28 protein-coding genes are annotated in these 23834 nt (G+C 47.0%); 1 reads left to right on the top strand and 27 read right to left on the bottom strand.

Annotated features, from left to right (window positions below; all coding sequences use genetic code 11):
• Positions 1 to 73 precede the first annotated feature (73 nt).
• Genes KNO95_RS02965 through bshB1 form a run of 4 tightly spaced genes read right to left on the bottom strand, consistent with a single transcriptional unit; the run spans position 74 to position 3949 of the window.
• Positions 74 to 1039 (bottom strand): biotin--[acetyl-CoA-carboxylase] ligase, encoded by a 966-nt coding sequence (locus tag KNO95_RS02965; RefSeq protein ID WP_214878247.1) that lies wholly within the window; start codon positions 1037 to 1039, stop codon positions 74 to 76.
• On the bottom strand, positions 1012 to 2151 hold the full coding sequence (locus KNO95_RS02960) for a CCA tRNA nucleotidyltransferase (RefSeq protein ID WP_026826154.1): 1140 nt from the start codon (positions 2149 to 2151) through the stop codon (positions 1012 to 1014). The genes KNO95_RS02965 and KNO95_RS02960 overlap by 28 nt, the downstream gene beginning before the upstream one ends.
• Positions 2148 to 3269 carry an N-acetyl-alpha-D-glucosaminyl L-malate synthase BshA gene (gene bshA, locus KNO95_RS02955; RefSeq protein ID WP_214702203.1) on the bottom strand — a complete coding sequence of 374 codons (1122 nt, stop codon included), beginning with the start codon at positions 3267 to 3269 and terminating at the stop codon, positions 2148 to 2150. The genes KNO95_RS02960 and bshA overlap by 4 nt, the downstream gene beginning before the upstream one ends.
• On the bottom strand, positions 3266 to 3949 hold the full coding sequence (gene bshB1 / locus KNO95_RS02950) for a bacillithiol biosynthesis deacetylase BshB1 (protein WP_214702204.1): 684 nt from the start codon (positions 3947 to 3949) through the stop codon (positions 3266 to 3268). The genes bshA and bshB1 overlap by 4 nt, the downstream gene beginning before the upstream one ends.
• Before the next feature lie 112 nt (positions 3950 to 4061).
• On the opposite strand from bshB1, the gene KNO95_RS02945 reads away from it, so the two are divergent.
• The gene (locus tag KNO95_RS02945) at positions 4062 to 4937 is read left to right on the top strand and encodes a YitT family protein (protein ID WP_026826157.1); all 876 of its coding nucleotides are present in this window, start codon (positions 4062 to 4064) and stop codon (positions 4935 to 4937) included.
• A 46-nt stretch (positions 4938 to 4983) separates the two neighbouring features.
• On the opposite strand, the gene KNO95_RS02940 is transcribed toward KNO95_RS02945, so the two are convergent.
• The 23 genes from KNO95_RS02940 to rpsA form a co-directional block, all read right to left on the bottom strand.
• On the bottom strand, positions 4984 to 5442 hold the full coding sequence (locus KNO95_RS02940) for a GreA/GreB family elongation factor (protein ID WP_026826158.1): 459 nt from the start codon (positions 5440 to 5442) through the stop codon (positions 4984 to 4986).
• A gap of 57 nt (positions 5443 to 5499) precedes the next feature.
• Positions 5500 to 6183: a zinc metallopeptidase gene (locus KNO95_RS02935; RefSeq protein WP_026826159.1), complete on the bottom strand. Its 684-nt coding sequence runs from the start codon at positions 6181 to 6183 to the stop codon at positions 5500 to 5502.
• A 38-nt stretch (positions 6184 to 6221) separates the two neighbouring features.
• The gene (locus KNO95_RS02930) at positions 6222 to 6839 is read right to left on the bottom strand and encodes a DUF1405 domain-containing protein (RefSeq protein ID WP_214702205.1); all 618 of its coding nucleotides are present in this window, start codon (positions 6837 to 6839) and stop codon (positions 6222 to 6224) included.
• Positions 6840 to 6919: 80 nt separating this feature from the next.
• Complete coding sequence (locus KNO95_RS02925) at positions 6920 to 7714, bottom strand: menaquinol-cytochrome c reductase cytochrome b/c subunit (RefSeq protein ID WP_214698286.1); 795 nt, start codon at positions 7712 to 7714, stop codon at positions 6920 to 6922.
• 33 nt (positions 7715 to 7747) lie between these two features.
• Positions 7748 to 8419, bottom strand: coding sequence for a menaquinol-cytochrome c reductase cytochrome b subunit (qcrB, locus tag KNO95_RS02920; RefSeq protein ID WP_026826162.1), 672 nt, complete (start codon positions 8417 to 8419; stop codon positions 7748 to 7750).
• Between the two features lie 15 nt (positions 8420 to 8434).
• Entirely contained in the window at positions 8435 to 8938 is a 504-nt protein-coding gene (locus tag KNO95_RS02915) for a QcrA and Rieske domain-containing protein (RefSeq protein WP_026826163.1), read from the bottom strand.
• Between the two features lie 110 nt (positions 8939 to 9048).
• Positions 9049 to 9489 (bottom strand): DUF2487 family protein, encoded by a 441-nt coding sequence (locus KNO95_RS02910; protein ID WP_026826164.1) that lies wholly within the window; start codon positions 9487 to 9489, stop codon positions 9049 to 9051.
• Between the two features lie 160 nt (positions 9490 to 9649).
• Positions 9650 to 10183 carry a ReoY family proteolytic degradation factor gene (locus tag KNO95_RS02905; protein ID WP_026826165.1) on the bottom strand — a complete coding sequence of 178 codons (534 nt, stop codon included), beginning with the start codon at positions 10181 to 10183 and terminating at the stop codon, positions 9650 to 9652.
• A gap of 23 nt (positions 10184 to 10206) precedes the next feature.
• Complete coding sequence (locus KNO95_RS02900) at positions 10207 to 11481, bottom strand: tetratricopeptide repeat protein (protein WP_026826166.1); 1275 nt, start codon at positions 11479 to 11481, stop codon at positions 10207 to 10209.
• A 29-nt stretch (positions 11482 to 11510) separates the two neighbouring features.
• A complete protein-coding gene (gene aroA, locus KNO95_RS02895) occupies positions 11511 to 12761 on the bottom strand; it encodes a 3-phosphoshikimate 1-carboxyvinyltransferase (RefSeq protein ID WP_214878245.1) in 1251 nt (416 codons plus the stop codon).
• On the bottom strand, positions 12758 to 13813 hold the full coding sequence (locus KNO95_RS02890; RefSeq protein WP_214702211.1) for a 3-dehydroquinate synthase: 1056 nt from the start codon (positions 13811 to 13813) through the stop codon (positions 12758 to 12760). Before KNO95_RS02890 ends, aroA begins: the two co-directional genes overlap by 4 nt.
• A complete protein-coding gene (gene aroC, locus KNO95_RS02885) occupies positions 13807 to 14970 on the bottom strand; it encodes a chorismate synthase (protein WP_026826169.1) in 1164 nt (387 codons plus the stop codon). The genes KNO95_RS02890 and aroC overlap by 7 nt, the downstream gene beginning before the upstream one ends.
• A 9-nt stretch (positions 14971 to 14979) precedes the next feature.
• Entirely contained in the window at positions 14980 to 15759 is a 780-nt protein-coding gene (locus KNO95_RS02880) for a CheR family methyltransferase (protein ID WP_214878243.1), read from the bottom strand.
• A 100-nt stretch (positions 15760 to 15859) separates the two neighbouring features.
• On the bottom strand, positions 15860 to 16279 hold the full coding sequence (gene ndk, locus KNO95_RS02875) for a nucleoside-diphosphate kinase (protein ID WP_026826171.1): 420 nt from the start codon (positions 16277 to 16279) through the stop codon (positions 15860 to 15862).
• A gap of 91 nt (positions 16280 to 16370) precedes the next feature.
• Positions 16371 to 17333 (bottom strand): polyprenyl synthetase family protein, encoded by a 963-nt coding sequence (locus KNO95_RS02870; RefSeq protein WP_026826172.1) that lies wholly within the window; start codon positions 17331 to 17333, stop codon positions 16371 to 16373.
• 3 nt (positions 17334 to 17336) lie between these two features.
• A complete protein-coding gene (locus KNO95_RS02865) occupies positions 17337 to 18038 on the bottom strand; it encodes a demethylmenaquinone methyltransferase (protein WP_214702213.1) in 702 nt (233 codons plus the stop codon).
• Between the two features lie 20 nt (positions 18039 to 18058).
• Positions 18059 to 18631, bottom strand: a complete 573-nt coding sequence (locus tag KNO95_RS02860; RefSeq protein WP_214702215.1) for a heptaprenyl diphosphate synthase component 1 — start codon at positions 18629 to 18631, stop codon at positions 18059 to 18061.
• A 125-nt stretch (positions 18632 to 18756) separates the two neighbouring features.
• Positions 18757 to 19029 (bottom strand): HU family DNA-binding protein, encoded by a 273-nt coding sequence (locus KNO95_RS02855; RefSeq protein WP_015881465.1) that lies wholly within the window; start codon positions 19027 to 19029, stop codon positions 18757 to 18759.
• A 109-nt stretch (positions 19030 to 19138) separates the two neighbouring features.
• Complete coding sequence (locus KNO95_RS02850) at positions 19139 to 19849, bottom strand: hypothetical protein (protein ID WP_214698274.1); 711 nt, start codon at positions 19847 to 19849, stop codon at positions 19139 to 19141.
• Between the two features lie 5 nt (positions 19850 to 19854).
• Positions 19855 to 20055 carry a DUF2768 domain-containing protein gene (locus KNO95_RS02845; protein ID WP_026826176.1) on the bottom strand — a complete coding sequence of 67 codons (201 nt, stop codon included), beginning with the start codon at positions 20053 to 20055 and terminating at the stop codon, positions 19855 to 19857.
• Between the two features lie 97 nt (positions 20056 to 20152).
• Positions 20153 to 21178, bottom strand: a complete 1026-nt coding sequence (locus KNO95_RS02840; protein WP_214702217.1) for an NAD(P)H-dependent glycerol-3-phosphate dehydrogenase — start codon at positions 21176 to 21178, stop codon at positions 20153 to 20155.
• A gap of 17 nt (positions 21179 to 21195) precedes the next feature.
• Positions 21196 to 22506: a ribosome biogenesis GTPase Der gene (der, locus tag KNO95_RS02835; RefSeq protein WP_214698268.1), complete on the bottom strand. Its 1311-nt coding sequence runs from the start codon at positions 22504 to 22506 to the stop codon at positions 21196 to 21198.
• A 137-nt stretch (positions 22507 to 22643) separates the two neighbouring features.
• Entirely contained in the window at positions 22644 to 23792 is a 1149-nt protein-coding gene (gene rpsA, locus KNO95_RS02830; RefSeq protein WP_026826179.1) for a 30S ribosomal protein S1, read from the bottom strand.
• Positions 23793 to 23834 lie beyond the last annotated feature (42 nt).

Genomic DNA, 23834 nt, shown 5'->3' with positions numbered 1-23834 from the left:
GTCTGCAAGCGCGGTACACTTCAAGAATCGATAGCGTCCGACACATTAAGTATAGACGATGGTCTCGCTTTCATCAATCATTCCACACTGCAATCTCTGCAGAGTAAATCGATTCAATCTTTCCTTCTTCTTCTTCAAGAAGTAAAGCTCCTTCATCGGAAATACCTCGCATTACGCCCGTGCGAGTTGTTCGGGAAGCATGTATAGTAACCGTTTCATTCAAATAAGCAGCATGTCGCATCCAATTTGTGCGAATCGGCGCAAATCCTGACTCGAGGAATTGATCGTACTCGATTTCGAGTTCTGTTAATAGGTCGGCTAGTATCTCGCTTCGATGATATTTTGTCTCGGTCTCTAGATAGAGTGAGCTGGCCCGGTGCGCTAGCTCTGTCGGTATTTCTTCACCGTTTACATTTATCCCAAAACCTAAGATGACCGCCTGGATACGATCGCCTTCCGTCTGCATCTCTGTCAAAATGCCGCCAATTTTCTTTCCATTCATCAGTAAATCATTCGGCCATTTGATTGTCACATCGATATTTCGGTTGTTGAGCGCCCTTGCGAACGCACTTGCTGCCATCAAGGTCAATTTCGACGCATCTCGAATCGGCAACTCCGGTCTCAGGATAACGCTCGCCGCAATATTAACATGCTTCGGATTATGCCAGTTACGACCAAGTTGCCCACGACCCGACGTCTGTTCTTCGCTGATGACGAGCGTTCCTTCCGTCACGTGTTGTTGTGCGAGTTCATGCGCAATTCGTTGTGTCGTATCGACCTGATCGAACGCATGGACGACTTGACCGAAACGTCCTTTACGAAACGAGACAAAGGCTGGCTCATCAAACCGATCACTCTGTTCAAGCAATTGATATCCTTTCCTTGGAATGGTATGAATCGCATATCCGTCTTGTTTAAGGGTTTCGATATGTTTCCAAATAGCGGTACGTGAAATATTTAACTGACGTGCCAGCTCTTGACCGCTCCATACTTCACCGTCTTGTAATAATGTCAGGACACGCCCGCGCGTTGAAGCCATCGTTTCGCCTCCTCTTTCAATACAGTCTCGTGGTTCGGCACCTCTTGTAAGACGACGCGCTGTTCAAGGTCGGCCAACAGATGCTTGATGGTTTCCCCTCTCGCCCCGAGTTCAAGGGCATCTCGTCCGTTAAACATCATCTCTTTGCGTGATTTCATCGGAAGCGACTGTTTCAGTTCGTGGCTACGGTCACTTTCTCCGTTCATTCGGAAATAGGTCGAGAGCGTGTGTTCGTCCGTCAGATAAACGGTCATCGTATCAAGTCCCACCTCACATAATCGTGCAAGCGTACGTGCCTCTCGTTTAATAGTGTTAGATCGTTTCCACGGCAGAAGCCAATCCTCGTCTTTCGCATGATAGATAAAGAGCGCCCATCCACTGACCGCATTCACCGGTGTTCGCACGTCTTCCTGTACACATCGCATCAGTTCTGTCGAAACGTTCGGTAAGTAGTGATGAATACCGAGCTCAATCATTTCACCTAACGCCCGTCTGTAGGCAGGACCGGTCAACAGTTTTTCAAATTCGATTGCGATGCGCTCCATCGCAATGTGTTCGAGCCTGTGACCAAGCCTATTCGCTGCGTGGCGCAACTCCTCATGTAACGTGAAGTCGAGCTGCGACATAAACCGGAGTGCACGCATAATGCGTAGGGCGTCCTCTCCGAACCGCTCGTATGGGCTTCCGACCGTCCGGATGATTCGTTCCTCAAGGTCATGTTGACCACCAAACAAATCAACGACTTGCCCATCATGGAATGCCATCGCGTTCATCGTGAAATCACGACGCAACAAATCTTCTTCTAGCGACACCCCTAGCGCGACATGGTCGGGCCGTCTCGAATCCGAATACGAGCCTTCCGAACGGAATGTCGTCACCTCGAACGGGTGATGATTGAGAATGACGGTGACCGTTCCATGTTCAATACCGGTCGGGACTGCTTTCGGGAACAGCGTCATTACCTCTTCAGGAAAAAGTGAGGTCGCCAAATCAATATCGTCTGGCAAACTCCCGAGCACATAATCGCGTACGGCGCCACCGACAATATAGGCTTCACCGCCATGGTATTCAATTGTTTCGATGATTTTTTTTGCATATTCCCATTCTGTCATGATGTCACCACCTGTTCATACAAACGCTCATATTCGGTCACGATGTCTTGCGAGGCAAAGCGTCGGGATTTCTCTAATCCGTTCTGGCTGAAGCGTTCTCGTAGCGAATCATCTGTCAACATACGTTGTATCGCCTCTGCGGCCTGTGTCACATCTCCTCTCGGTACGACAAAGCCGTCCTCGCCATCTGTGATCACTTCTGGGAGACCTCCTGCGTCACTTACGACTGACGGCACGCCTGTCGCCATTGCTTCGAGGGCGACGAGACCAAACGCTTCTTTATCTGATAACAAAACATGGACGTCACTTATTGCGAGAAGAGCGGCGACTTGTTCTTGCTTTCCTGCAAAAATGACCTGGTCTTCAAGCCCCATCTCTGCCACGAATCGACGCATCGCCCCCATCAGCGGACCGTCACCTACAAGCAATAGTTTTTTGTTCGGCACATCCATTTGGTCGAATGCTTCCAAAACCAGGTCGACTCGTTTGACAGGACGGAAGTTCGAGATGTGGATGACGACCCGGTCCTCTTTCGACAAGCCGTATCGTTCCCTTAGCGTCGGGTCGAGTTGAGGCGTATAGACCGATTCGTCGATAAAGTTGTGAATGACTCGAATCGGTAAATCACTCGCAATCCGCTCTTCAGTCTCTCGCTTCAAACTGTGTGACACGGCCGTAATCGCGTTCGATTGACGCAATCCGTATAAAATGGCAGGTTTCAATTCCTCATCCTCACCGAGCACCGTGATGTCCGTTCCATGTAACGTCGAGACGATTGGAGTCTTCACCCCTGCCATCTCACGACCGAGCGCTGCACATACGGCGTGCGGTACCGCATAATGGGCATGTATGACATCGAGCCCGAACGTTTGGATGACACTTGCGATTTTCGCTGAAAGCGTCATGTCGTACGGTGGATAACGGAAGACCGAATATTGGTTGATCTCGACTTGATGGAACGTAATATTCGGATGGTAGGCGTTCAGACGAAACGGCATGCTACTCGTGATGAAATGGACGTCATGTCCCCGATCTGCGAGCTTCATCCCGAGTTCTGTCGCCAAAATCCCCGAACCACCGACTGACGGATAACAAAGAATCCCGATTGAATACTTCATGCAAGATCACCTGCTTGTTTCACGACATATGGTCGAACACGTTTTAATCCTTCCGCGTACGCCACACCGATCAAACTACCAAAATGTCGTTCGCGGGCGACGACTCGTTCCACGTACGCGTCAGTCAAAGGTGTCTGTACCCCATCCACGGGTGTGAATTGACTCGCATAACACTGTAACGCCTGTTTTTTCACTTCAATCATGTCACTAATATCCACACACACATCCGGCTCTACGTATGCATTAATCATGTACTGATATACACTTTCCGGACGGTATGCGTCGAGATCAGGTAAGTATTTGCGGATGCCGGCATTAAACAGCGCCTCGGTCACGAGGTGTGCGCAGGCCGCATGATCCGGATGACGATCGACCTCATAGGGATACAGCAAATGAGTCGGGCGCTCATTGCGAATCAAAGAAACGATGGCTTTTAGTTGTTCCTCACTTCCGTCGATTCCTCGGTCTTTGAACCCTAAATTTACACGGCGTACACCTAACACCGAATTTGCTTCCCTCGCTTCTTGTTGTCTCATTTCGACATCTCCATTAGAAGACAACTCCGCTCTCGTCAAATCGACATAAACGACTTCAATCTTCTCTTTCGTCCATTGGGCGGTCATGCCGGCGATCCCGATTTCAATATCGTCTGGATGTGCCCCGATGGCTACTACTTTCATTTACATCACCTCTTCTTTGAAAAGTATAGCCGACTCGTTTCTGAATGTCATATGTTCAGGCTAGTCAACTGAACTGTTTTTCGAGTACTCTATCTAAGGGGAGGTGAACCTGATGACGGTACAATTACCGATTCGCGTTCGGAATATTATTTTTATACTAATAGGTTCGTTTATTTTTGCATTCGGCGTTTATCACTTCAACGTCCAAAATAATTTGGCTGAAGGTGGATTCACCGGAATCACATTGATCCTTCGTGGTCTGTTCGATATTTCGCCATCTGTCACCAACTTGGCTCTAAACATCCCACTCTTTTTCATGAGTTATAAACTGTTAGGTCGAACGACCTTCATCTATACGCTCATCGGGACGTTCTCATTTTCACTTTGGTATGCGCTTATCGCTAAATACTCGACGCTCGTCATCGACTTGACAGACGACATGGTGCTTGCGAGTCTCTTCGCTGGTCTCTTTATCGGGGTCGGGCTTGGTATCATCTTCAATAACGGTGGCACGACTGGAGGAGTGGATATTATCGCTCGTCTCGTACAACGATATTTTGGTTGGTCAATTGGCAAGACGTTTCTCATCTTTGACTTCTTTGTCATCGTCCTCAGTTTGACTTATCTCGATATCCGCGAAGCGATGTATACACTTCTCGCCGTCTATATCGGGGCTCGTGTCATCGACTCGATGCAGGAAGGGACATATGCTGGTAAGGCGGCGATGATCATCAGCGACCATCGGACCGCCATTGCGGACGGGATCCATGCGACGATGAATCGTGGAACGACAAGATTGCTCGCAAAAGGTGGCTACTCGAACCGAGAACTCGAGGTCCTCTACGTCGTCGTCGGTCGAAACGAAGTGAATCGATTGAAAACAATCGTTAAACAAATCGATCCGCACGCGTTCGTCACGTTCCACCATGTTTATGAAGTCGGTGGAGAAGGATTTACGTTCGACGAGAACCGTATGCCGCTGAAATAAGGTCATACAAACATCGCTCCGTTCACTTAATGAACGGAGCGATGTTTTATGCCTCGATTTGGAGAACTTCAAATTGAAGTGCACCACCTGGTGATTCAATCTGAACAATTTGGCCGGCCTCCGCACCAATCAACTCACGACCGAGTGGCGATGTGATTGAAATGGTCCCATTTTCTATGTTTGCCTCGGCTTCACCGACAATCCGATAATTTTCGGTCTCATCCTCTCCCACTTCTCGAATGACGACCTTGTTACCGAACGTGACAATTTTCGATTGTTCCGACTCGATGATGACCGCATCATCAAGCACCCGTTCAATTTCTAAAATATCGGTCTCAATCTGTTCATAATGATCGACTGCCTCGGCGTATGTGACATCCTCTCGGAAATCGCAAAACTTACGGGCAGTGCGAAGGCGTTCCCGTGCATCCGTCTTTTCGTCTCTCAACTTCGAAAGTCTAGTCTGCAGTTGATTGTGACCGTCTACCGTCAGTTTTGGTTTCATCATCAAACATTCCTTTCAGACAATAATAAAAATCCCGTCATTCGACGGGATTCACTTCTATTCATCACGTGGCATAAAGACGATGAGCGCCAAGCGAATGAGTTCGGCAACCGCAACGAGTGTTGCAGCCACGTATGTCCATGCGGCAGCATTCAACACTTTTCGTGCACCTGTCTCTTCCGTCGCCGTCACGATTCCGTGCGACGTCAACTGAGTCATCGCACGCTTCGAAGCATCGAACTCGACCGGTAACGTGATGAGTTGGAATATGACCGCCCCGAGCATCATGATGACACCGAGTTGTGCAAGTCCGAGTGCGCCGAACAAGAAACCACCAAGTAATAATGGGAATGACAAGTTTGATGTGATGTTGACGACAGGAACAAGACTATGACGAACACGCATCATCTTATAGTCCGTTGCATCTTGAATCACGTGACCGATTTCGTGCGCCGCGATTGCAGCCGATGAAATCGTCGATCCTTGATACACTTCACGCGACAACCGTACAACTTTATTGACCGGGTCGTAGTGGTCGCTCATCAATCCATCGACCATCTCGATTCGAACATTATGAACACCGTTTTGTTTCATGATGAAATCAGCTACTTGTGCACCTGTGACACCGCTTTGGAGCGGTTTTTGTAGAAACTGTTTATACGTACTTTTCACTCGCATCTGGGCCCATAATGGAATGAGCATAATCAGTGCAAGATAGAAAATATAGCCACCTAATGACATTTTCTATTTCACCTCTGAATGTATTTGATAATTTGATTTTACATTCTTATGAACTTATTTTCAAGCGATGGACGCAGGACGAACGCATATCCCATAAAAAAACATAATCCCGTCAACCAGAACGAGCCGTAGCCGATCCACATAATCTCTTCTGCGAGTGACGGATAACGTGGCCATTGACCGAGCACATAATCTACTACGTCGTTATGAATCACCCAAATTAGAGAACAGACAAACGATGCAACCGTCCATTTCATAAACGGAGCATAGATGAGTGCTTGCAAAGCCATCGCACCGTGCGAAACCATCAACATAACTGCCATCAAGATGGTAATGGTCGGTGCATCCGCCGGTAGCTTTCCTAAATACATAATATTCATTATGACTGCCCAGACTCCATATTTAATCAACGTAATAAACGCAAGTGTCTCGAATAAAGGGGAGCTTTTTTTTATCATCCATAATCCGAGCACAATCGTAAAGAAGAGAGATGCCGTCGGACTGTCCGGGACGAATGGCCAATAAATATATGGAGTGTCTCGTAGTTGCGGTTCATACCAGATATAGCCGTAAATCGTACCCCCTAAGTTAATCATGAAAAGAATGGTTAGTACGATTCGATGCGTCAAGAAAGGTTTTAAAAACATCGGGTTCATTGTCTCAATCCTTTTTTCTTTCAGTTTATCGTAATTAAAGTAAAAAAGTGTAGCCCGGTATTCAGGCTACACTTTATGGCTTACTCGTTATTTTCGCCGCCTTCACCATATGAAGCGATGAATTCAGATAATACTTGTAAATCTTCAGGTGAGCCGTCCCACTGTCCAGCAGGCATCGTCCCAATTCCATTTACAGCGATATCCGCAATCTCGTCAGCCGTGTACGTCGTACCGACCAAGCCAGGAGCCGCTGCTCCACCTTCTAGGTTTTGACCGTGACAGTTCACACATGATTGAGCCGAATAAATCTCATATCCCGGTGCCGCTGTATCAATTTCAGGACCTTCACCTGGAACTTGAAGTTCACCTTGAGCGTGGACTTGATCCCAGTGTGTCGTTTGAACAGATTCCCAAGTCAAGTAAAAGACCGAGAGAATACCGAGCAACATGAAACTGATGGCGACTGGTCGCTTAGCAGGTCGACGCTCTAGACCTTGGTCAAGCCAAGGTGCGATGAGAAGTGCCGTAAACGCCAAACCTGGAATAATGACCGTACCGAGCAAAATCCAGTCTCCAGCAGCGAATTGATATTTTAACAACTGATACAAGAACAAGAAATACCAGTCCGGTAACGGAATGTATGACGTGTTCGTTGGATCGGCGATATTTTGAAGCGGTGCTGCCTCGACGATTGTCAAAGCGATGAAGCCGATCAAGAAGACCGACCCTACCATCCACTCTTTAAGCAAGAAGTTTGGCCAAAACGCTTCTGTGCGTCCTGGATATTCTGAATAGTCTTTTGCAATGTTTTGTTTCCGATTCGAGATTCCTACTCGAGAGTCGGTTACAAATTTCATCCCTTTACCGCGATGCATATCGTTTCTCCTCCTTTTTCTCCTCGAATCGGTTTATAGCGGTCCAGAAATACCTTGTTTACGAATCATCAAGAAGTGGGCTCCCAACAATCCAAACAATGCCGCCGGCAAGAAGAAGACGTGGATCGCGAAGAATCGTGCGAGTGTGCTCGCCCCGACAATCTCACCACCGGCGAGAAGTGTCTTCGCAATACCACCGATGACCGGTACACTTTCAGCGATTTGAAGCGTAACTTTCGTTGCGAACAATGCTTTCATGTCCCAAGGAAGCAAGTATCCTGTAAGTCCAAGCGCCAAGACGACGAAGAACAAGAGAACACCAACAACCCAGTTAAGTTCACGTGGCTTCTTATACGATCCCGTGAAGAACACGCGGAGCGTATGTAAGAATAACATGACGATGGCGACTGATGCGCCCCAGTGGTGCATCCCACGTACAATTTGTCCGTGTGCGATTTCATTTTGTAAGTAGTACACTGACGCGTGAGCGTTAATGATGTCTGGTACGTAATACATCGTCAAGAACATCCCCGAAAGGATTTGAATGACGATTGTAAAGAACGTCAAACCACCAAAACAATAGACAAATGCAGAGAAGTGATGAGCAGGGTTGACGTGTTCCGGTACTTCGTGGTCTGCGATATCGCGCCAAAGTGGTGTGATGTCTACGCGTTCATCGACCCAATCATAAATTTTTTGTAACATCGACTAGTCCCCCTCTCACTTCTGTGAAATTGGGCTACCTAGATATAGGAACCCATCTTTTTCTTCTTTTTCATAACGAGCAAGTGGTGCTGTTGGTGGTGTACCTGGGATGTTCGTCCCATCTTTTTCATACCGTCCTAAGTGACATGGGCAGAAGAATTCAGTTGGACGAGTTGGATCACCCGCGTAAGCTACTTGACAGCCGAGGTGTGTACAAATCGGAGAAAGTGCGACAATCTCGCCACTTTCTGTTTTGTAAACCCATGCTGAAAGTGTTTCTTCAAATTCGTACCAAGCATCTTGTGTTTGTTTCTTAAAGTCGACACGTTGCGGCTCAGTCGTGATGTCATCAAGACTCATAACTTTTACTTTGTCGCCTGCTCCAGTTTTTTTCAAGACCGGATCGATCGCAAAGTTGACCATCGGACTGATCAATGTTGCCGCCATAAAGCCACCTACTCCAGTCAGTGTGTACGTTAAGAACTGACGGCGTGTGACTTTTGACCCATTTTGAGCCATTTCGTTCCCCCCTCATTCGTGTGCATAACCCCATAATTCTTTATGCATTCTTCACAAAAATTTCTCACTCAACAAAATAGTATATCAATAAAACCTCTACGTCAACCGCTTCATGTCGCCATCCAACGGCTCGAAAGCTCTGTAATAACTTGTGTCGCAAAATTTTGAACCATCGTGTGCGCTTGATCGCTCGACATCGCTCCTAACGCAAGCGGCGGTACAAACATAATCGGCAAATCATACGATTTGAAACGGACGTCTGACGCAATAAACAATACGTGAGAAAATCCGGATGAATCCGCTTTTGTCACTACATCTTTTGCCAATTCCACTCCGGCTTCGACATCGGTGTAACTAATTGGCGGGCTGAGCATCGTTCGACCAGATAACTGACGTTCTGTTTCAACCGTGACGGCATGAATCACTTCATAGCTTTCGGCTTTACGAACCATGTCTTCACCAAACGCCAATTCTGCGAGCGGAACGATGAGCGTATCGACATATTGTCGTTCGGCAATCGAGCGCAGTGCCCCTTGACTATCGAACCTCATCTTTTCCCTCCTCTCCAACTTATCTCATCATGTCTATTGTAGCGTACATGACATCGCTCACATTCCAAACTTATGAACGAACTGTGAAATAATTGTGTATTCCTACGTTATTAATATACCAAAAAACAAGCGACTACCGGAACGGAAGCGCTTGTTTTTTTCAAAATAATTTCGATGCCCGCACTTGATGGAGTTGACTCGTCAAGTTACGGAATAAATTCTCGTCTCTGCGATCAAGCGCCTTATCGATTTCAATCAATAATCGCTCTTCTTCAAATTGAGCAACAGAGGCTTGTATGACCGTTTGGGCTGAGGAGGATACTTCATCTTTCACTTCCGCCACAGGTTCAAAGGGATTCTGTTCCACGATGTCCACCCAATTCTCATCAATCATCATGCCTTGAAAATTTAACTCCACATAGATTGGCCCATCGTGTAGACGAATATCATGATAGGCTTTCTCAGGATTCATGGTCACAAGGTCTCCCCGTCGGTATCGAAACGGTTCGCCGTCAAAGCCGTAAGCCGTCATCACAAGACTTCGTGGCGAGACCGAGGCGTTTGTCACGAAATGAACGTTTCCCAGCTTATCAGGATGTCTCAACCAATAGTCAAGAATCCACTTTGCTTCGCGCTTCCGAAGTGTATGATGAGCGACGAATCGCTTCAAAAATTTCCGTTTCCGCTCGACCATTTGACCTCATTCCCTTCCCTTTATCATTCTACGTCATCAGACAATTGTTCGAGCTGATCTTCGAGTACTTGACGATCTTCGAGATCGACCATCAATGCAAGCGATTGCTCGACCACACGTCGTGCTTCTTGTCTACGACCTTCCTCTATCAACAGTGTAGCCCATTCCGTCACAAATGACACGTCCTCTTTCAAAATCGGTTCGATTGATGCATACAGACTGACCGCTTCTTCGTACTCTTCGAGCTCATATTTCGCTTTCGCCTTATACCATGTCATGAGCGGTGACGTCGTGTGGTCTTCGAGTGCGTCTATTGTTTCGAGAACATCATCGAATTCTCCTGTCTCGAACAAAATTGATAAGAGGAGTTCTGTCGCTTGAATCGATTCCGGATTTAGCACGAGCGCTTCACGGAGTTCCTTAATGGCACCTTCTCGATTTCCAAGTTTGAGAAGCAGTTTTGCTTTGACATGACGAAGCTCATCATTGTAATCATCACGTGTGATACCCTGGCCGATGATTTCTAATGCTTCTTCCGTTTGTCCGATTGCATCGAGCGACTCGGTATAAGGAAGGTAAAGCGAAGTAAAGTCCGGGTCCATCGCCTGAAGTTCTTTAAACTGCTTAATCGCAATTTCCTCTCGTCCAATCCGATGTGCCGTCATCGCATGACCGAAGACGGTATTCAAATCACGATGGGTTGCTGATTCGTACTCTTCAAGCGCCTCTTCGAACGAGCCGACCATCGTGAGGGCCTCTGCGTAATCCGCCTGATAATCAATTTCTGAAGGTAGTTTCATTTTTGGAAGTCGCGCATAGAGCGGGATCGCTTGTTCAAATGAACCGGTCGATGCGTAAAGTTCGGCCAAGCCATAAATCAATAACGGTTCGTCTGGGTTCTTTTCAAGTGCTTCCATCAGTTTTTTCACAGCCACTTCATCCAACCCTTGAGATTGATATAAGTCAGCTAACAAGACGAGGCTTCTCACTTGTGTTTCCGCGTCATTCGACTTGATTTTCTCAAGAACAGCAATCGCTTCTTCTTCCCGGTCGCTATCTAAATATGCTTCCGCGAGTGATAGGGCAACGTTTGGGTCCCCTTCGTAATCGACGTACAGTTTAGAAAGTACTTCGGTAGCACGGTCGGCAAGACCTAGTTCTAAATACAGGTCAGCAACCGCTAAACGATCATCATCTGACCCTTCTTTCTCAAGTTGTTCAATATGCATGAGCGCATGTTCAGTCTCACCAGACTCAAGCATCTCGATTATATGTGTTAATGCTGATTCATCTAGCATGTTTCGTCCTCCTGGCCTTCGGTTTGTCGTTATTCTATCTTACGTTGAACCCGTTGTAAATCTTGACGGAATCGCGGATAGCTGACATCGGATGCTTCTATTTCTTCAATGTGAACGAATTCATCTGTCATGAGTGCGGCGATTTGTAACATCATGGATAAGCGGTGATCTCCATACGTCGTGACACTTCCTCCGTGAAGTCGACTCGGATTAACGATGAATCCGTCCTCGGTACCGACGATGTCCACACCAAGTTTTCTGAGTTGTGAGACGACCGAATCAATACGGTCTGTCTCTTTCACCCGAAGTTCCGCAGCGTCTTTCACGACTGACGGTGAGTTCGCCTGTGAGGCGACGAGTGCAAATAATGGCAATTCATCAATCTGTGAGGGAATCATGTCCTTTTCAACAACTGTACCGGATAGTACGCTCGTCTTGACCGTGACGTCACCGACGATCTCTTCTCCGACCAGTCGTTCATTGGAAATGACGACGTTCGCCCCCATCCGCTCAAGCGTCCGTAAAAAGCCGATTCGTGTCTCATTCAAACAAACATCTGTTGTCGTCACCGAGCTTCCAGATACGATGGATGCCCCGGCCCAGAAAAAGGCGGCCGAAGACGGATCCGCCGGCACGTTCACCGTCGCTCCGTTCAACCGAGATGGGTCGACGCGAATGACGCGCTCCCCTTTTTCCACTTCGACAGATAGTTTCGCTCCGAATAGTGGTAACATACGCTCTGTATGGTCTCGTGACAACATCGGTTCGCGAACAATCGTCGTTCCCGAGGCGCGTAATCCGGCGAGTAGAATGGCTGACTTTACCTGGGCGCTCGCCACAGGTAACGTATAGTCAATGGATTGAAGCATCGCCCCTTCGATGAAGAGCGGTGCCTGATCTCCTTTGACGTGTGCTCCCATCTCACGTAACGGCGCGGTAACCCGTCGCATCGGACGTTTCGATAGCGAGTCATCACCCACAAGTTCAAATGACCCGTTATAGCCGGACAAGAGACCGATCAATAAGCGCATGGTCGTTCCCGAGTTTCCACAGTCAAGACGTGCCGATTGCGGTGACTCGATTCCTGTGATGATCAGCTCTTCTCGCTGTTCCTCCACGTCGGCTCCGAGTAATCGAATCACTTCGAGCGTCGAACGACAATCGGCACCGAGAAGAGGATGCCGCACACGCGTCGTCCCGCTCGCCATCATTCCAAATAACAGCGCCCGGTGCGTGATTGATTTATCACTCGGGACACGGATTGAACCGTTTAAACTCATCGTTCCCACCATCCTTTCATCTGCTCAAACGTACGTTGAAGGAGCTCTAGCGCCACCGGTTCAACAGTAATTGATTCACGAAGTAATACAAAACGAATCGACCCGTTACGATTCTTTTTATCCCGAACCATTTTCTCCACATAATAAGAGAACGGTTTCCAGTCGATCGGCGTGACATCATTCAAACGCATCCAATCGAACAAACGCTTGGCCCGGACTTCATCCCCGGACAGTAAAAAGGCGAACACCATACCATGCAATACTGCTTCACCATGTGGGATGCGATAAGTTTCGACTGATTCAAGGGCATGTCCGAATGTGTGTCCGAAATTAAGCCAAGCTCGAATCCCTTGTTCTCGCTCATCTGTTTCGACTATCGCTCGTTTCACTTCAATTCCACGGGCAAGCCAACAAACCCAATCGATTTGTTCAACATCCGTCAAAGCTAAAAACAAGTCGTCCTCGAAAGAGGTTTCGAGGACGTAACGTGACAAATACGCATGTTTCAACAGTTCACCGAGACCACTCCGCACTTCTTGAACCGGTAAGGATTTGAGTCGAGACACATTATAATTGACTCCAATCGGTTGATAAAACGCCCCAATCGCATTTTTCGCAAGTGGATGGTTGACCGCAACTTTGCCACCAACAGCGGAATCATGGGCTAAAATCGTCGTCGGAACTTGTATGTAAGGAACACCACGCATGTAGACGCTTGCTAAAAAGCCAGCCAAGTCACCAATCATCCCACCGCCGAAGGCGACAATCAGTGAGTGACGATCGCATCCGTGACTTAACCCTTCCGCGACAAGATGTTCTAGATGGGTTAACGACTTTGACGCATCACCCGCCTCAACGACGGACCAGACGACGTGTGAATGCACTTGTTCCAACTGTGTACGAAATGAGTTCCCGTATAGAGAATCGACATGTTCGTCCGTGACGACCCAAAGTATCGGATAACCTGATAACTCAATCGTTTTAATCCACCGGTCTTGATCATCGACGACGACATCATACGGGGTCGATGCCGCAATTGGAATCGTCACCATATGCGTATCTCCTCCCGGTAATCCTCGACACGGCGACTGATTCGTTCCATCGTATCATGTCCGAACGTCTCACACACTTCCTTCGCGATTTCAAACGCGATGACCGCCTCGACGACGAGGGATGCTGCAGGTACAGCACACGAGTCACTCCGTTCAATTTGAGCAAGGAATGCCTCTTTTGTATCAATATCGACGGATTGAAGCGGTTTGTAGAGCGTCGGAATCGGTTTCATGACCGCTGAACAGACAATCGGCATACCCGTTGTCATCCCGCCTTCGAATCCGCCGAGGTGATTACTGAGTCGGGTATACCCCTCATCTCCATAAGCAATCGGGTCCATTACTTCCGAACCAGGCCGATACGCCATCTCGAATCCGTCCCCAAATTCGACACCTTTGAAAGCATTGACACTCATGACAGCTTGCGCGATTTTCGCATCCAGTTTTCGATCGTATTGTACGTAAGAGCCTAGACCAGGAACGACACCATGCACTTCGGTACAGACGATTCCGCCAATCGAGTCCCCATTCGCTTTCGCTTCATCGATTCGTTGCATCATTCTTTCTGCAGCTTTCGTATCAAATGTACGTACAGGTGATGCGTCGATAATCTCCAAAGTTTCTTCTAACGAATCGAACGTCTGCATGTCTGCCTTCTCCCCACCAATCACTTTTACATAGCTAAAGAGTGACATCCCAACTTGTTGAAGCAGTTGCTTACAAAAAGCCCCGACTGCGACACGGGCTGCCGTTTCTCGCGCACTCGAGCGTTCTAAAACATCTCGCAAGTCTCGATGGTCATACTTTAATCCACCAACTAGGTCCGCATGTCCAGGTCTCGGTCGTGAGACGCGACGCTTCACCTCGATGTCGCCTTCAATCGATTCTGCTTGCATCACGTGTTTCCAGTGCGTATGATCTTTATTTTCAATCCAAAAAGTGATTGGGGCACCGGTTGTCTTCCCATGTCGAATACCAGAACGAACCTCCACTTGATCAGACTCGATTTGCATGCGACGTCCTCGCCCATATCCGGACTGCCGCTTCTTCAATTCAAGATTCATCTGATCAATGTCTACGACAAGTCCTGCAGGTGCACCTTCTACGATGACCGTCAGTCCCGGACCATGTGATTCACCAGCTGTCAAATAACGCATCCGTTCACCTCATCCATCTATTTTTTCGTAAAAGAAACTTTGTTTCATCGCATAGCCGTAACGCTTTGGCTGGAAAATTTGTTCGGTTCCACCGACAAATAACATCCCACCAGGACGTAACGCCCGTTGAAACGACGAATATACTTTTCCTTTCGCATCTTCTGTGAAGTAAATCAATACATTTCGACAGACGATCAAGTCGAAGTTTCGTTCATATACATCCGCTAATAGGTTATGTTTTTTGAACGAAACCAGTTGCTTAATTTCGTCTGAGATGAAATAGTCCTCCCCACGACGCGTAAAGTAACGCTTTTGAAACTCAACGGGTAAGTCAATCAGTGCCCGTTCATGATACTTTCCTTGTTTCGCCTTTTCGATGACGACATCATCTAAATCTGTAGCCATGATTGAAAATTGAGATGGAGCCAAATGTTTTGACAGTAACATGGCGAGCGAGTAGGGCTCTTCTCCTGTCGAACAGGCAGCACTCCACACGCGAAGCTTCCCTTTACTCGAACGGATCAAATAAGGCAGAATATCCTCTTCTAGCTGTTGCCACCGAATCGGGTTACGGTAAAATTCACTCACATTAATCGTCATCCGGTCAAGAAATTCCTCGTATAACTGACGATCCATATCCATCGCCTTCAAATATTCAAGGAACGATGCATACCCTTTCTTTTCACGCAAGGCGACCATTCGACGCTTCATCTGCGCCTCTTTATATAAATTCAAGTCAATACCAGACTTGATATAAAACTTTTTTACGAAGATGGCATAATCATTCATCACCAATTTCAACCTCAATTCTTTCTCATTTCCTCATTCTTCTGAACATAGGCATTTCAAGGGAATCAAAAAGGGACAGGTTTCCCCGTCCCTCGAAAAGTCATGAAACGTGTGAGGCGATTTCAGCGAACCAAAGTGCAAGTTCGCGCTCTGCGCTTGCCACACTATCAGAACCATGAATCACGTTTTGTGACATCGTTGATGCAAAATCGCCGCGAATTGTTCCTGGTTGCGCATCAAGTGGCTTCGTCTTGCCAATCATAAGACGAGAGACCGCTACGATGTCTTCACCTTCCCATTCCATCGCAACGACCGGACCAGAAGTCAAAAACTCTACCAATTCACCGAAGAATGGTTTTTCTTTATGCTCTGCATAGTGTGCCTCCGCGACCTCAACTGACGGGGTCACCATTTTGAGACGGTTCAACGTATATCCTTTGTTTTCAAAGCGTGAGACGATTTCCCCAATCAATCCACGTTTTACCCCATCCGGTTTAACCATTAAAAATGTCTTTTCCATTCCCCAAATCCCCCTAAGTCAATAAGTGTGTACGATGTACGTTTTTAGTGTACATGGTCTTTCACATTTTTGAAAGGGGTTCCATGGGAGTTTACCATTTACGCTTTCCAATATATTGTGCAATTTCAATCAACGATCGCTTATCAGGGACATCTGGCAACCCTTCTAACCGGCTGATGGCACGATTGACATATCGGTCAATCGTGTGTTGACTTCGTTCTAGCGTTCCATTTTGTTGCACTTCCCGTACGAGAGACTTCGTCACTTCCGAATCCGTTGACGCGTTCACCCGGCGAAGACGATCATAAAAACCTGGGTCTTCAGAAGAATAAAGGAGTGGCAAAGTCTTATGACCGTGTTTTAAATCTTCACCGACTGGTTTGCCGAGTTGAAAGCTTTTCGCCGTAAAATCCAACAAGTCGTCCGTCATTTGAAACGCCATGCCGATATCATATCCGAACAGGCTCAACTGTTTCACCACTTGAGGAGATGCTCCTGAAATGACGGCGCCAGCCGCACAACTCGTTTCAATCAAAAGAGCAGTCTTTCGTGCAATTCGATCTAAATATCGCTTTGGTGATTGTGCCCATTCGTATTGATCTTGGATTTGATTGATTTCACCTACACAAATACGTTCCATCGTATCTGCCATAATTCGCATCACTTGCGGTGACTCAATTTCGGATACGAGACGAATCGCCTCTCCAAATAACGTATTCCCTGTATACATCGCCACTGTTTCATCATATCGCTCCATTACGGTCGGTTTTCCGCGACGGAGCATCGCATCATCGATGACGTCGTCATGGACGAGTGATGCCATATGAATCAACTCAAGACTTGAGGCAACTTTCGTCAAACGGATATCTTTCGTCTCACCGAACCCTGCGCTCAATAGGACGAAGGCTGGACGGATGCGTTTACCACCCGCATCGAGGAGTTGGCGCGATGCTGATTCAATGACGGGGTGGTCCGTCCTGACTCGAGTAGATAAAAATTGATCGATTTGATCAATCTCTCGGTTCATATGACGATAGAGTCGCTTCAAAGACATGTTTCACCACTTCTTTCCTAGATGCATAGCACATGCACCTCCGGAGAATGTCTTCACTTCGACTTGTTCAAACCCGGCCTCTTCGAACATGCGTTTGAGCTTCAAACGATCCGGAAATTGGTCGGTCGATTCTTGGAGCCACTTATACTGATCATATGACCCGGCAAACATTTTACCGAATAACGGCATGACCGTCCCAAAATAAAATCGATACAATTCTTTAAAGACCGGTGCTGTCGGTTGGCTTGTCTCGAGACAGACGACCGTCCCTCCCGGTTTCAAGACCCGATGCATTTCATGCAATACCGTCATGTAATCCGGAACGTTCCGCAGTCCAAATCCGATCGTGACGTAATCAAATGAGTGATCTCCAAATGGCAGTGCCATCGCATTGCCGTGAAGTAACTCGATGTTCGACCATGATTTCACCTTTTCTTCTCCAACTTTTAGCATGTTTTCTGAAAAGTCGAGACCTTTGACGACACCCGTATTTCCGGCAGCGTCCGCCAATTGAATCGTCCAGTCGGCTGTCCCGCAACAAACATCTAGACATTTAGCCCCCGGAAAGACGTTCATTTTTTTCATCGTTGTCCGTCGCCACCATTTATGAAGTCGGAAGCTGATAATCGAGTTCATCGTATCGTAGCTAGGAGAAATGGACTGAAATACTTCGTATACTTTTTGCTCTTTTTCTATCGGTTGCAACGTGTAACATCCTTTCCGTTCTAAGCGACCGCATATGCGAGCAACGTCGTCAGTTGCTCTTTTTGGTCTTGCCTGAGGGTTGTCGCTTTCTTTTCAATCATTTGTTTCCCACTCGTTGTTAAATAAGGTTGTTTAATCAATTCGGAAAGTGTTTGAATCAATCCGATGTTTGCTTCAAGCCAAACAGTCATCGAGGCGTTCTTCTCGAGCAACAAGGTACACTTCGCCGCATTGACGCGCTGTACGGACTGCCCAAACCGGTCACCATATGACGATGGAAAGTCTGTCAAGATTTTATAAAACTGAGCCGAAGCAAAGTCGCCAGCGAGCACTTTTAATTGGCGGGCTAGAGACCCTCTCGGACTACTGTTCACTTGATCGTGTAATTCGAGCGCTTGATGTGCAAAATAGGTTGCCATCACGAGTTGTCGATGCTCAATCGATTCCAAATCAATCATCTCGACCATCCAACGAAGCAACAGCATGTCGATGGCTGGTACCACCTCGTGTTTCGTCAAATAGGGATGATTCATACGTGTTTCGATTTGACGAGCAAGGTCTGTGACAACAAATTCATTTGTCAACTTTTCCATGCTATCCCCCCTCGCCCACTTCATTGTCATTCTGACATAGTATAGCACATTTTTGTCACATTCACGTCATTAGAACTCGCAAACACAACAAAAAAGCCGCCTATCGGCGACTTATGTATTGCAGATTACTTGACCGCATCTTTGAGCGCTTTACCTGCTTTAAATGCAGGAACTTTACTCGCTGGGATTTCGATATCTTCTTTTGTACGTGGGTTACGACCTTTACGGGCAGCACGCTCACGAACTTCAAAAGTACCAAAACCGATCAATTGAATTTTCTCACCGTTTTGGAGTGCTTCAGTGATTGATTCAAACGTAGCTTCTACGATTTTCGTTGCTTCTTTTTTAGAAACATCGGCTTTCTCAGTAACAGCTTGGATCAATTCAGTTTTGTTCATCACGATTCACCTCCTCTCACAGGGAGTTTACGGGATTAATCATATCGTACAAACGTTGATATGACAACATTTTTTGCATGATTTCATGACATTCACTATCAAAACAAGCTCAATTGTTTAAAAAAACGACTTCTCCTTGTTCATCTATTGTATAACCTTGAGAATAAGCTGGGGCAAATGGAGCATCTTTATAGAGCAAATAACGAATATCATCACCGATTTTTGGCGACTCATCCGTCTTTTGAAGCGCTTCTTCCACATCTTTTCGATAGTCTACAAAAAGTTGTCCCGTGCCATCTACATAGATTGGAAGCTCCCGATCAGAGTAAGGGCTTGGAATGACCGGTTCCTCCGTGATAAAGATTTTATCGTAGTCTAATGTGAACTGATTCTTGCCGAGTGATCCATCGAACGGAAATTTCCCCTCTTTTGCTCGGAAAGCATTGATGTTTGTTTGAAGTTGCTGTAACCGCTCCGAGACACGTAAATCAATTAATTTCACAGTCGGTTCAGTCTCGACGTCAACGAGAATATATTGGAATAATCCACCACCCTCGAAACTGTTCGCCGGCGGGTCAGACAAGTACCCAGGGACGAGACGTGAAAATTCGATTGGGTAACGCTCCATAAGAGGCGTTTCCGCCGGTTTCGTCTTAATCGGCAACACGCCGGATTGTTCACGATACGCATCGACCGCACTTTGTACGGTAGTTAATTGATTTTCATACGGAACATTATTCGTCCGTTCCGATTCAGGAAACATACAACCTGCCAACAGAGTCGTCAGTACCAAACTGACAGCGATGATCATCTTTTTCATAACGTTTATCCTCCCGTCGGTCCTGAGACGACGACAAAAATCATAATAACAGTCCCAAACAAGAAAATGATGAACGCGATTATTCTTACAAGAGTCGCAAACCAACCGGTCAGTTTCGTATGACTGATGGCGACCATTAATGCAGCAACGGCAAAAGCACCGATCCCTGCAAATGAAATCCACATTTTGATGAGTGACGGTGTCACGTCTATCCCCCTACTTTCTCTATGTTCTCCAGACTTCAAGTTTAGCAAAAAAAAGCGAGGAACTGAACGAAAACGTCAGCCCCTCTTCAAACCATTCTTATTCTTCGAAATGAAAGACTTGTTCCATCTCGTGCTTTTGTGGTCGTCTCATTAGTTTTTTCACTTCATCATGAGGGCTCTTGCCTTCGAACAACACATTATAAAGTGCTTCCGTGATCGGCATCTCGACACCTGCATCTTTCGCAAGAAAGTGAGCCGCCTCACAAGCCCGAACACCTTCGACGACCATTCCCATATTGCCTAGAACGTCTTCAAGCTTCTCACCGCGTCCAATCGCATTTCCCGCTCGCCAGTTTCGGCTATGTTGTGACGTTGCTGTCACAATCAAGTCTCCGATTCCAGTGAGGCCCGAGAAAGAAGCAGGGTTCGCACCGAGTTTCACGCCAAGCCTTGCAATTTCAACAATCCCACGGGTCATGAGGGCTGCTTTCGCATTATCCCCATAGCCAAGTCCGTCTGTCATTCCGGCAGCAAGGGCTATGATGTTTTTGAGCGCTCCGCCATATTCAGCACCAACGACGTCTGAGTTCAAGTACACACGGAACTGATCGTTTGTGAGCAACTCCTGCACTTCGTCCGCGACATCGAGGTCCTCACAGGCGATCGTGATGGTCGTCGGTTTTCGAACCGCGACCTCCTCCGCATGTGTCGGACCTGTCAATACGCCGATTGCCCGGCGTTTCGATGGTTCGATTTCTTCTGCGATGATTTCCGAGAGACGCTTATGCGTCTTCGGTTCAATCCCCTTCGCGGCATGGACAATTGTGACAGGCTTCGTCAACAGTGAGTTCAACTCTTTTGAGACCGGACGAATTGCCGAACTCGGGACAACAAGAAAGACGATGCTACGATTGTCGAGAGCTTCTTTCATATCCGTCGTCGCACGAATCGATTCCGGTAATGGCGCATCTTTCAAATAAAACGAGTTGGTGTGCGACGAGTTGATTTCATCGACATGTTCCTGTTCACGTCCATAGAGCAGGACATCGTGTCCATTATCTGCTAAAACGAGCGAGATGGCCGTTCCCCAGCTTCCCGCTCCTATGACAGCTACGTTTGCCATAAGTGGCACCCCCGTTATTAGTTTTTCTGACGAGCCACGATATGAATCGGTGTCCCGGTGAAGTCAAATGCTTTACGAATTTGATTATCTAAATAACGTTTATAAGAGAAATGTAACAATTCAGGGTCGTTGACGAACAAGACGAATGTCGGTGGTTCGATAGCAACTTGAGTCGCATAGTTAATCTTCAATCGCTGTCCTTTATCCGTCGGTGTCGGGTTCATCGCGACCGCGTCGACGATGACATCGTTCAACACGCTCGTCGAGATACGACGACGATGTGTTTCTGCCACTTGTTTGATGACAGGCAACAATGTCTGTAAGCGTTTCGACGTGAGCGCTGATAAGAAGACGATCGGTGCATAATCAAGGAACAAGAATTCTTGACGAATCTTTTCTTCCATCTTCTTCATCGTCTTGTCATCTTTTTCGACGGCATCCCATTTGTTGACGACGATGACAATCGCTTTCCCAGCTTCATGCGCGAGACCTGCAACGCGTTTGTCCTGTTCAATGATGCCTTCTTCACCGTCGAGGACGACGAGGACAACGTTCGAGCGCTCAATTGCTTTCTGCGCACGCATAACACTGTAACGCTCTGTCGATTCGTATACTTTCCCGCGTTTACGCATACCCGCCGTATCGATGATGACATACTCTTGTCCATCACGTGTGAATGGCGTGTCGATTGCGTCGCGTGTCGTACCGGCAATATTTGAGACGATGACACGATCTTCACCAAGAATCGAGTTTGTCAAACTAGACTTCCCGACGTTCGGACGACCAATCAACGAAAACTGAATGACATCATCGTTATATTCATAGTCGTCTTTTTCTGGAGCGAGTTCAAATACTTGGTCGAGTAAATCTCCAAGACCAAGACCGTGTGTCCCAGAAATCGGGAACGGGTCCCCGAATCCAAGTGAATAGAACTCATACATAAGATCTCGCATTTCAAAGTTGTCCACTTTGTTCACGGCAAGAACAATCGGTTTGTTCGAGCGGAACAACAAGTTCGCCACTTCTTCATCGGCTGCTGTGATTCCTTCACGACCATTCACCATAAAGATGATAACATCTGCTTCATCGATTGCAAGTTCTGCTTGATGACGCATTTGAACGAGCAACGGCTCATCCCCTATTTCGATACCACCTGTATCGATTAAATGGAACTTACGATTTAGCCACTCTCCTGTACCGTAAATACGGTCACGTGTGACGCCCGGCTTATCATCAACGATCGAGACACGATCTCCGATGATGCGGTTAAAAATTGTGGATTTCCCGATATTCGGTCGGCCAACGATGGCCACTGCTGGAATTCCCATAACAACACCTCACTAACTTTCTATCAAAATTTCATCATTTCATCATTTCGAAACGCAACTTACCTATCATATCACAGGCAAAATTAAGTGACCATACAAAAAGAAGCGGGAGTATGACTCCCGCTTGAACGATCATCTTATTTTGAGTCGTCCGAAGAGTCATCCCCTGTCAATTCAGAAACAGAGAATCCTCCTTGGTCGCTATATTCATCGAGCAACGCTTGGTCATCATCTTGACGAGTCGGTTCAGATGATTCGAGTGCACGCATCGACAATGAGATTTTCTTATCGTCAAGATGAACGTCCAACACTTTCACTTTCACTTCCTGGCCTTCTGACAATACTTCAGATGGCGTTGCGATGTGACGATTCGCAATTTGTGAGATATGAAGGAGTCCTTCCACTTGCGGCGCGACTTCGACGAACGCACCGAACGTTACGAGACGTTTGACCGTTCCTTCAATCACGTCCCCTGGTTGGATTTTCCCTTCGATGGTTTCCCACGGGCCTGGTTGCGTTTCTTTAATCGAAAGTTTCACTTTTTCATTATCTAAATCGAGTCCGAGAACTTTCACTTTGACACGATCGCCTTCTGTTACGACATCGCTCGGCTTCTCGACACGGCTATGAGCCATTTCCGAGATGTGAACGAGACCGTCCACGCCACCGATATCGACGAACGCACCGAAATCTGTCAATCGTTGAACCGTTCCTTCGATTACTTGACCAACTTCAAGCGATTCGAGCGTTTCCGATTTCTTCGCGCTCATTTCTGCTTCGACAACTGCTTTATGTGACAAGATGACGCGATTTTTTTCGCGGTCAATCTCGACGACTTTTACGGTAATTGGGTTGTTCAAGTATGACGAGAAGTCTTCAACGAAGTGACTTTCGACAAGGGATGCAGGGATAAACCCACGAATTCCGATATCGACAACAAGGCCACCTTTGACCTTATCTTTTACCATCACTTCAAACACTTCACCCGATTCGAATTTTTCGACGATTCGATCCCAAGCTGCTTCGGCATCGACGTCCTTTTTCGAAACGACCACTTCTTCGTCCGTGACTTTTTTTACTTTGACACGAATCTCGTCGTTCACTTGGAGTGATTCGTTTAAATCGTCTAGATGCATGCTTGATACTTCGCTAATTGGCAAAATCGCTTCGGTTTTATAACCGATATCGATCAGCGCTTGCTTATCCTCGATTTTGACGACTGTCCCGGTCACAATCTGACCACGATTAATTTCAAAATCAGGCATATCTTTCATTTCTTCGACCATTCCAACACTACCCCCTCACGATGAGTACAAAAAGGAGCGCCA

Origin of the sequence: Exiguobacterium sp. ERU653 (genome assembly GCF_018617775.1) — a bacterium.
Classification (GTDB): domain Bacteria; phylum Bacillota; class Bacilli; order Exiguobacteriales; family Exiguobacteriaceae; genus Exiguobacterium; species Exiguobacterium marinum.
Note: the sequence above shows the minus strand (reverse complement) of the source record. Positions and strands in the feature narration are given on the sequence as shown.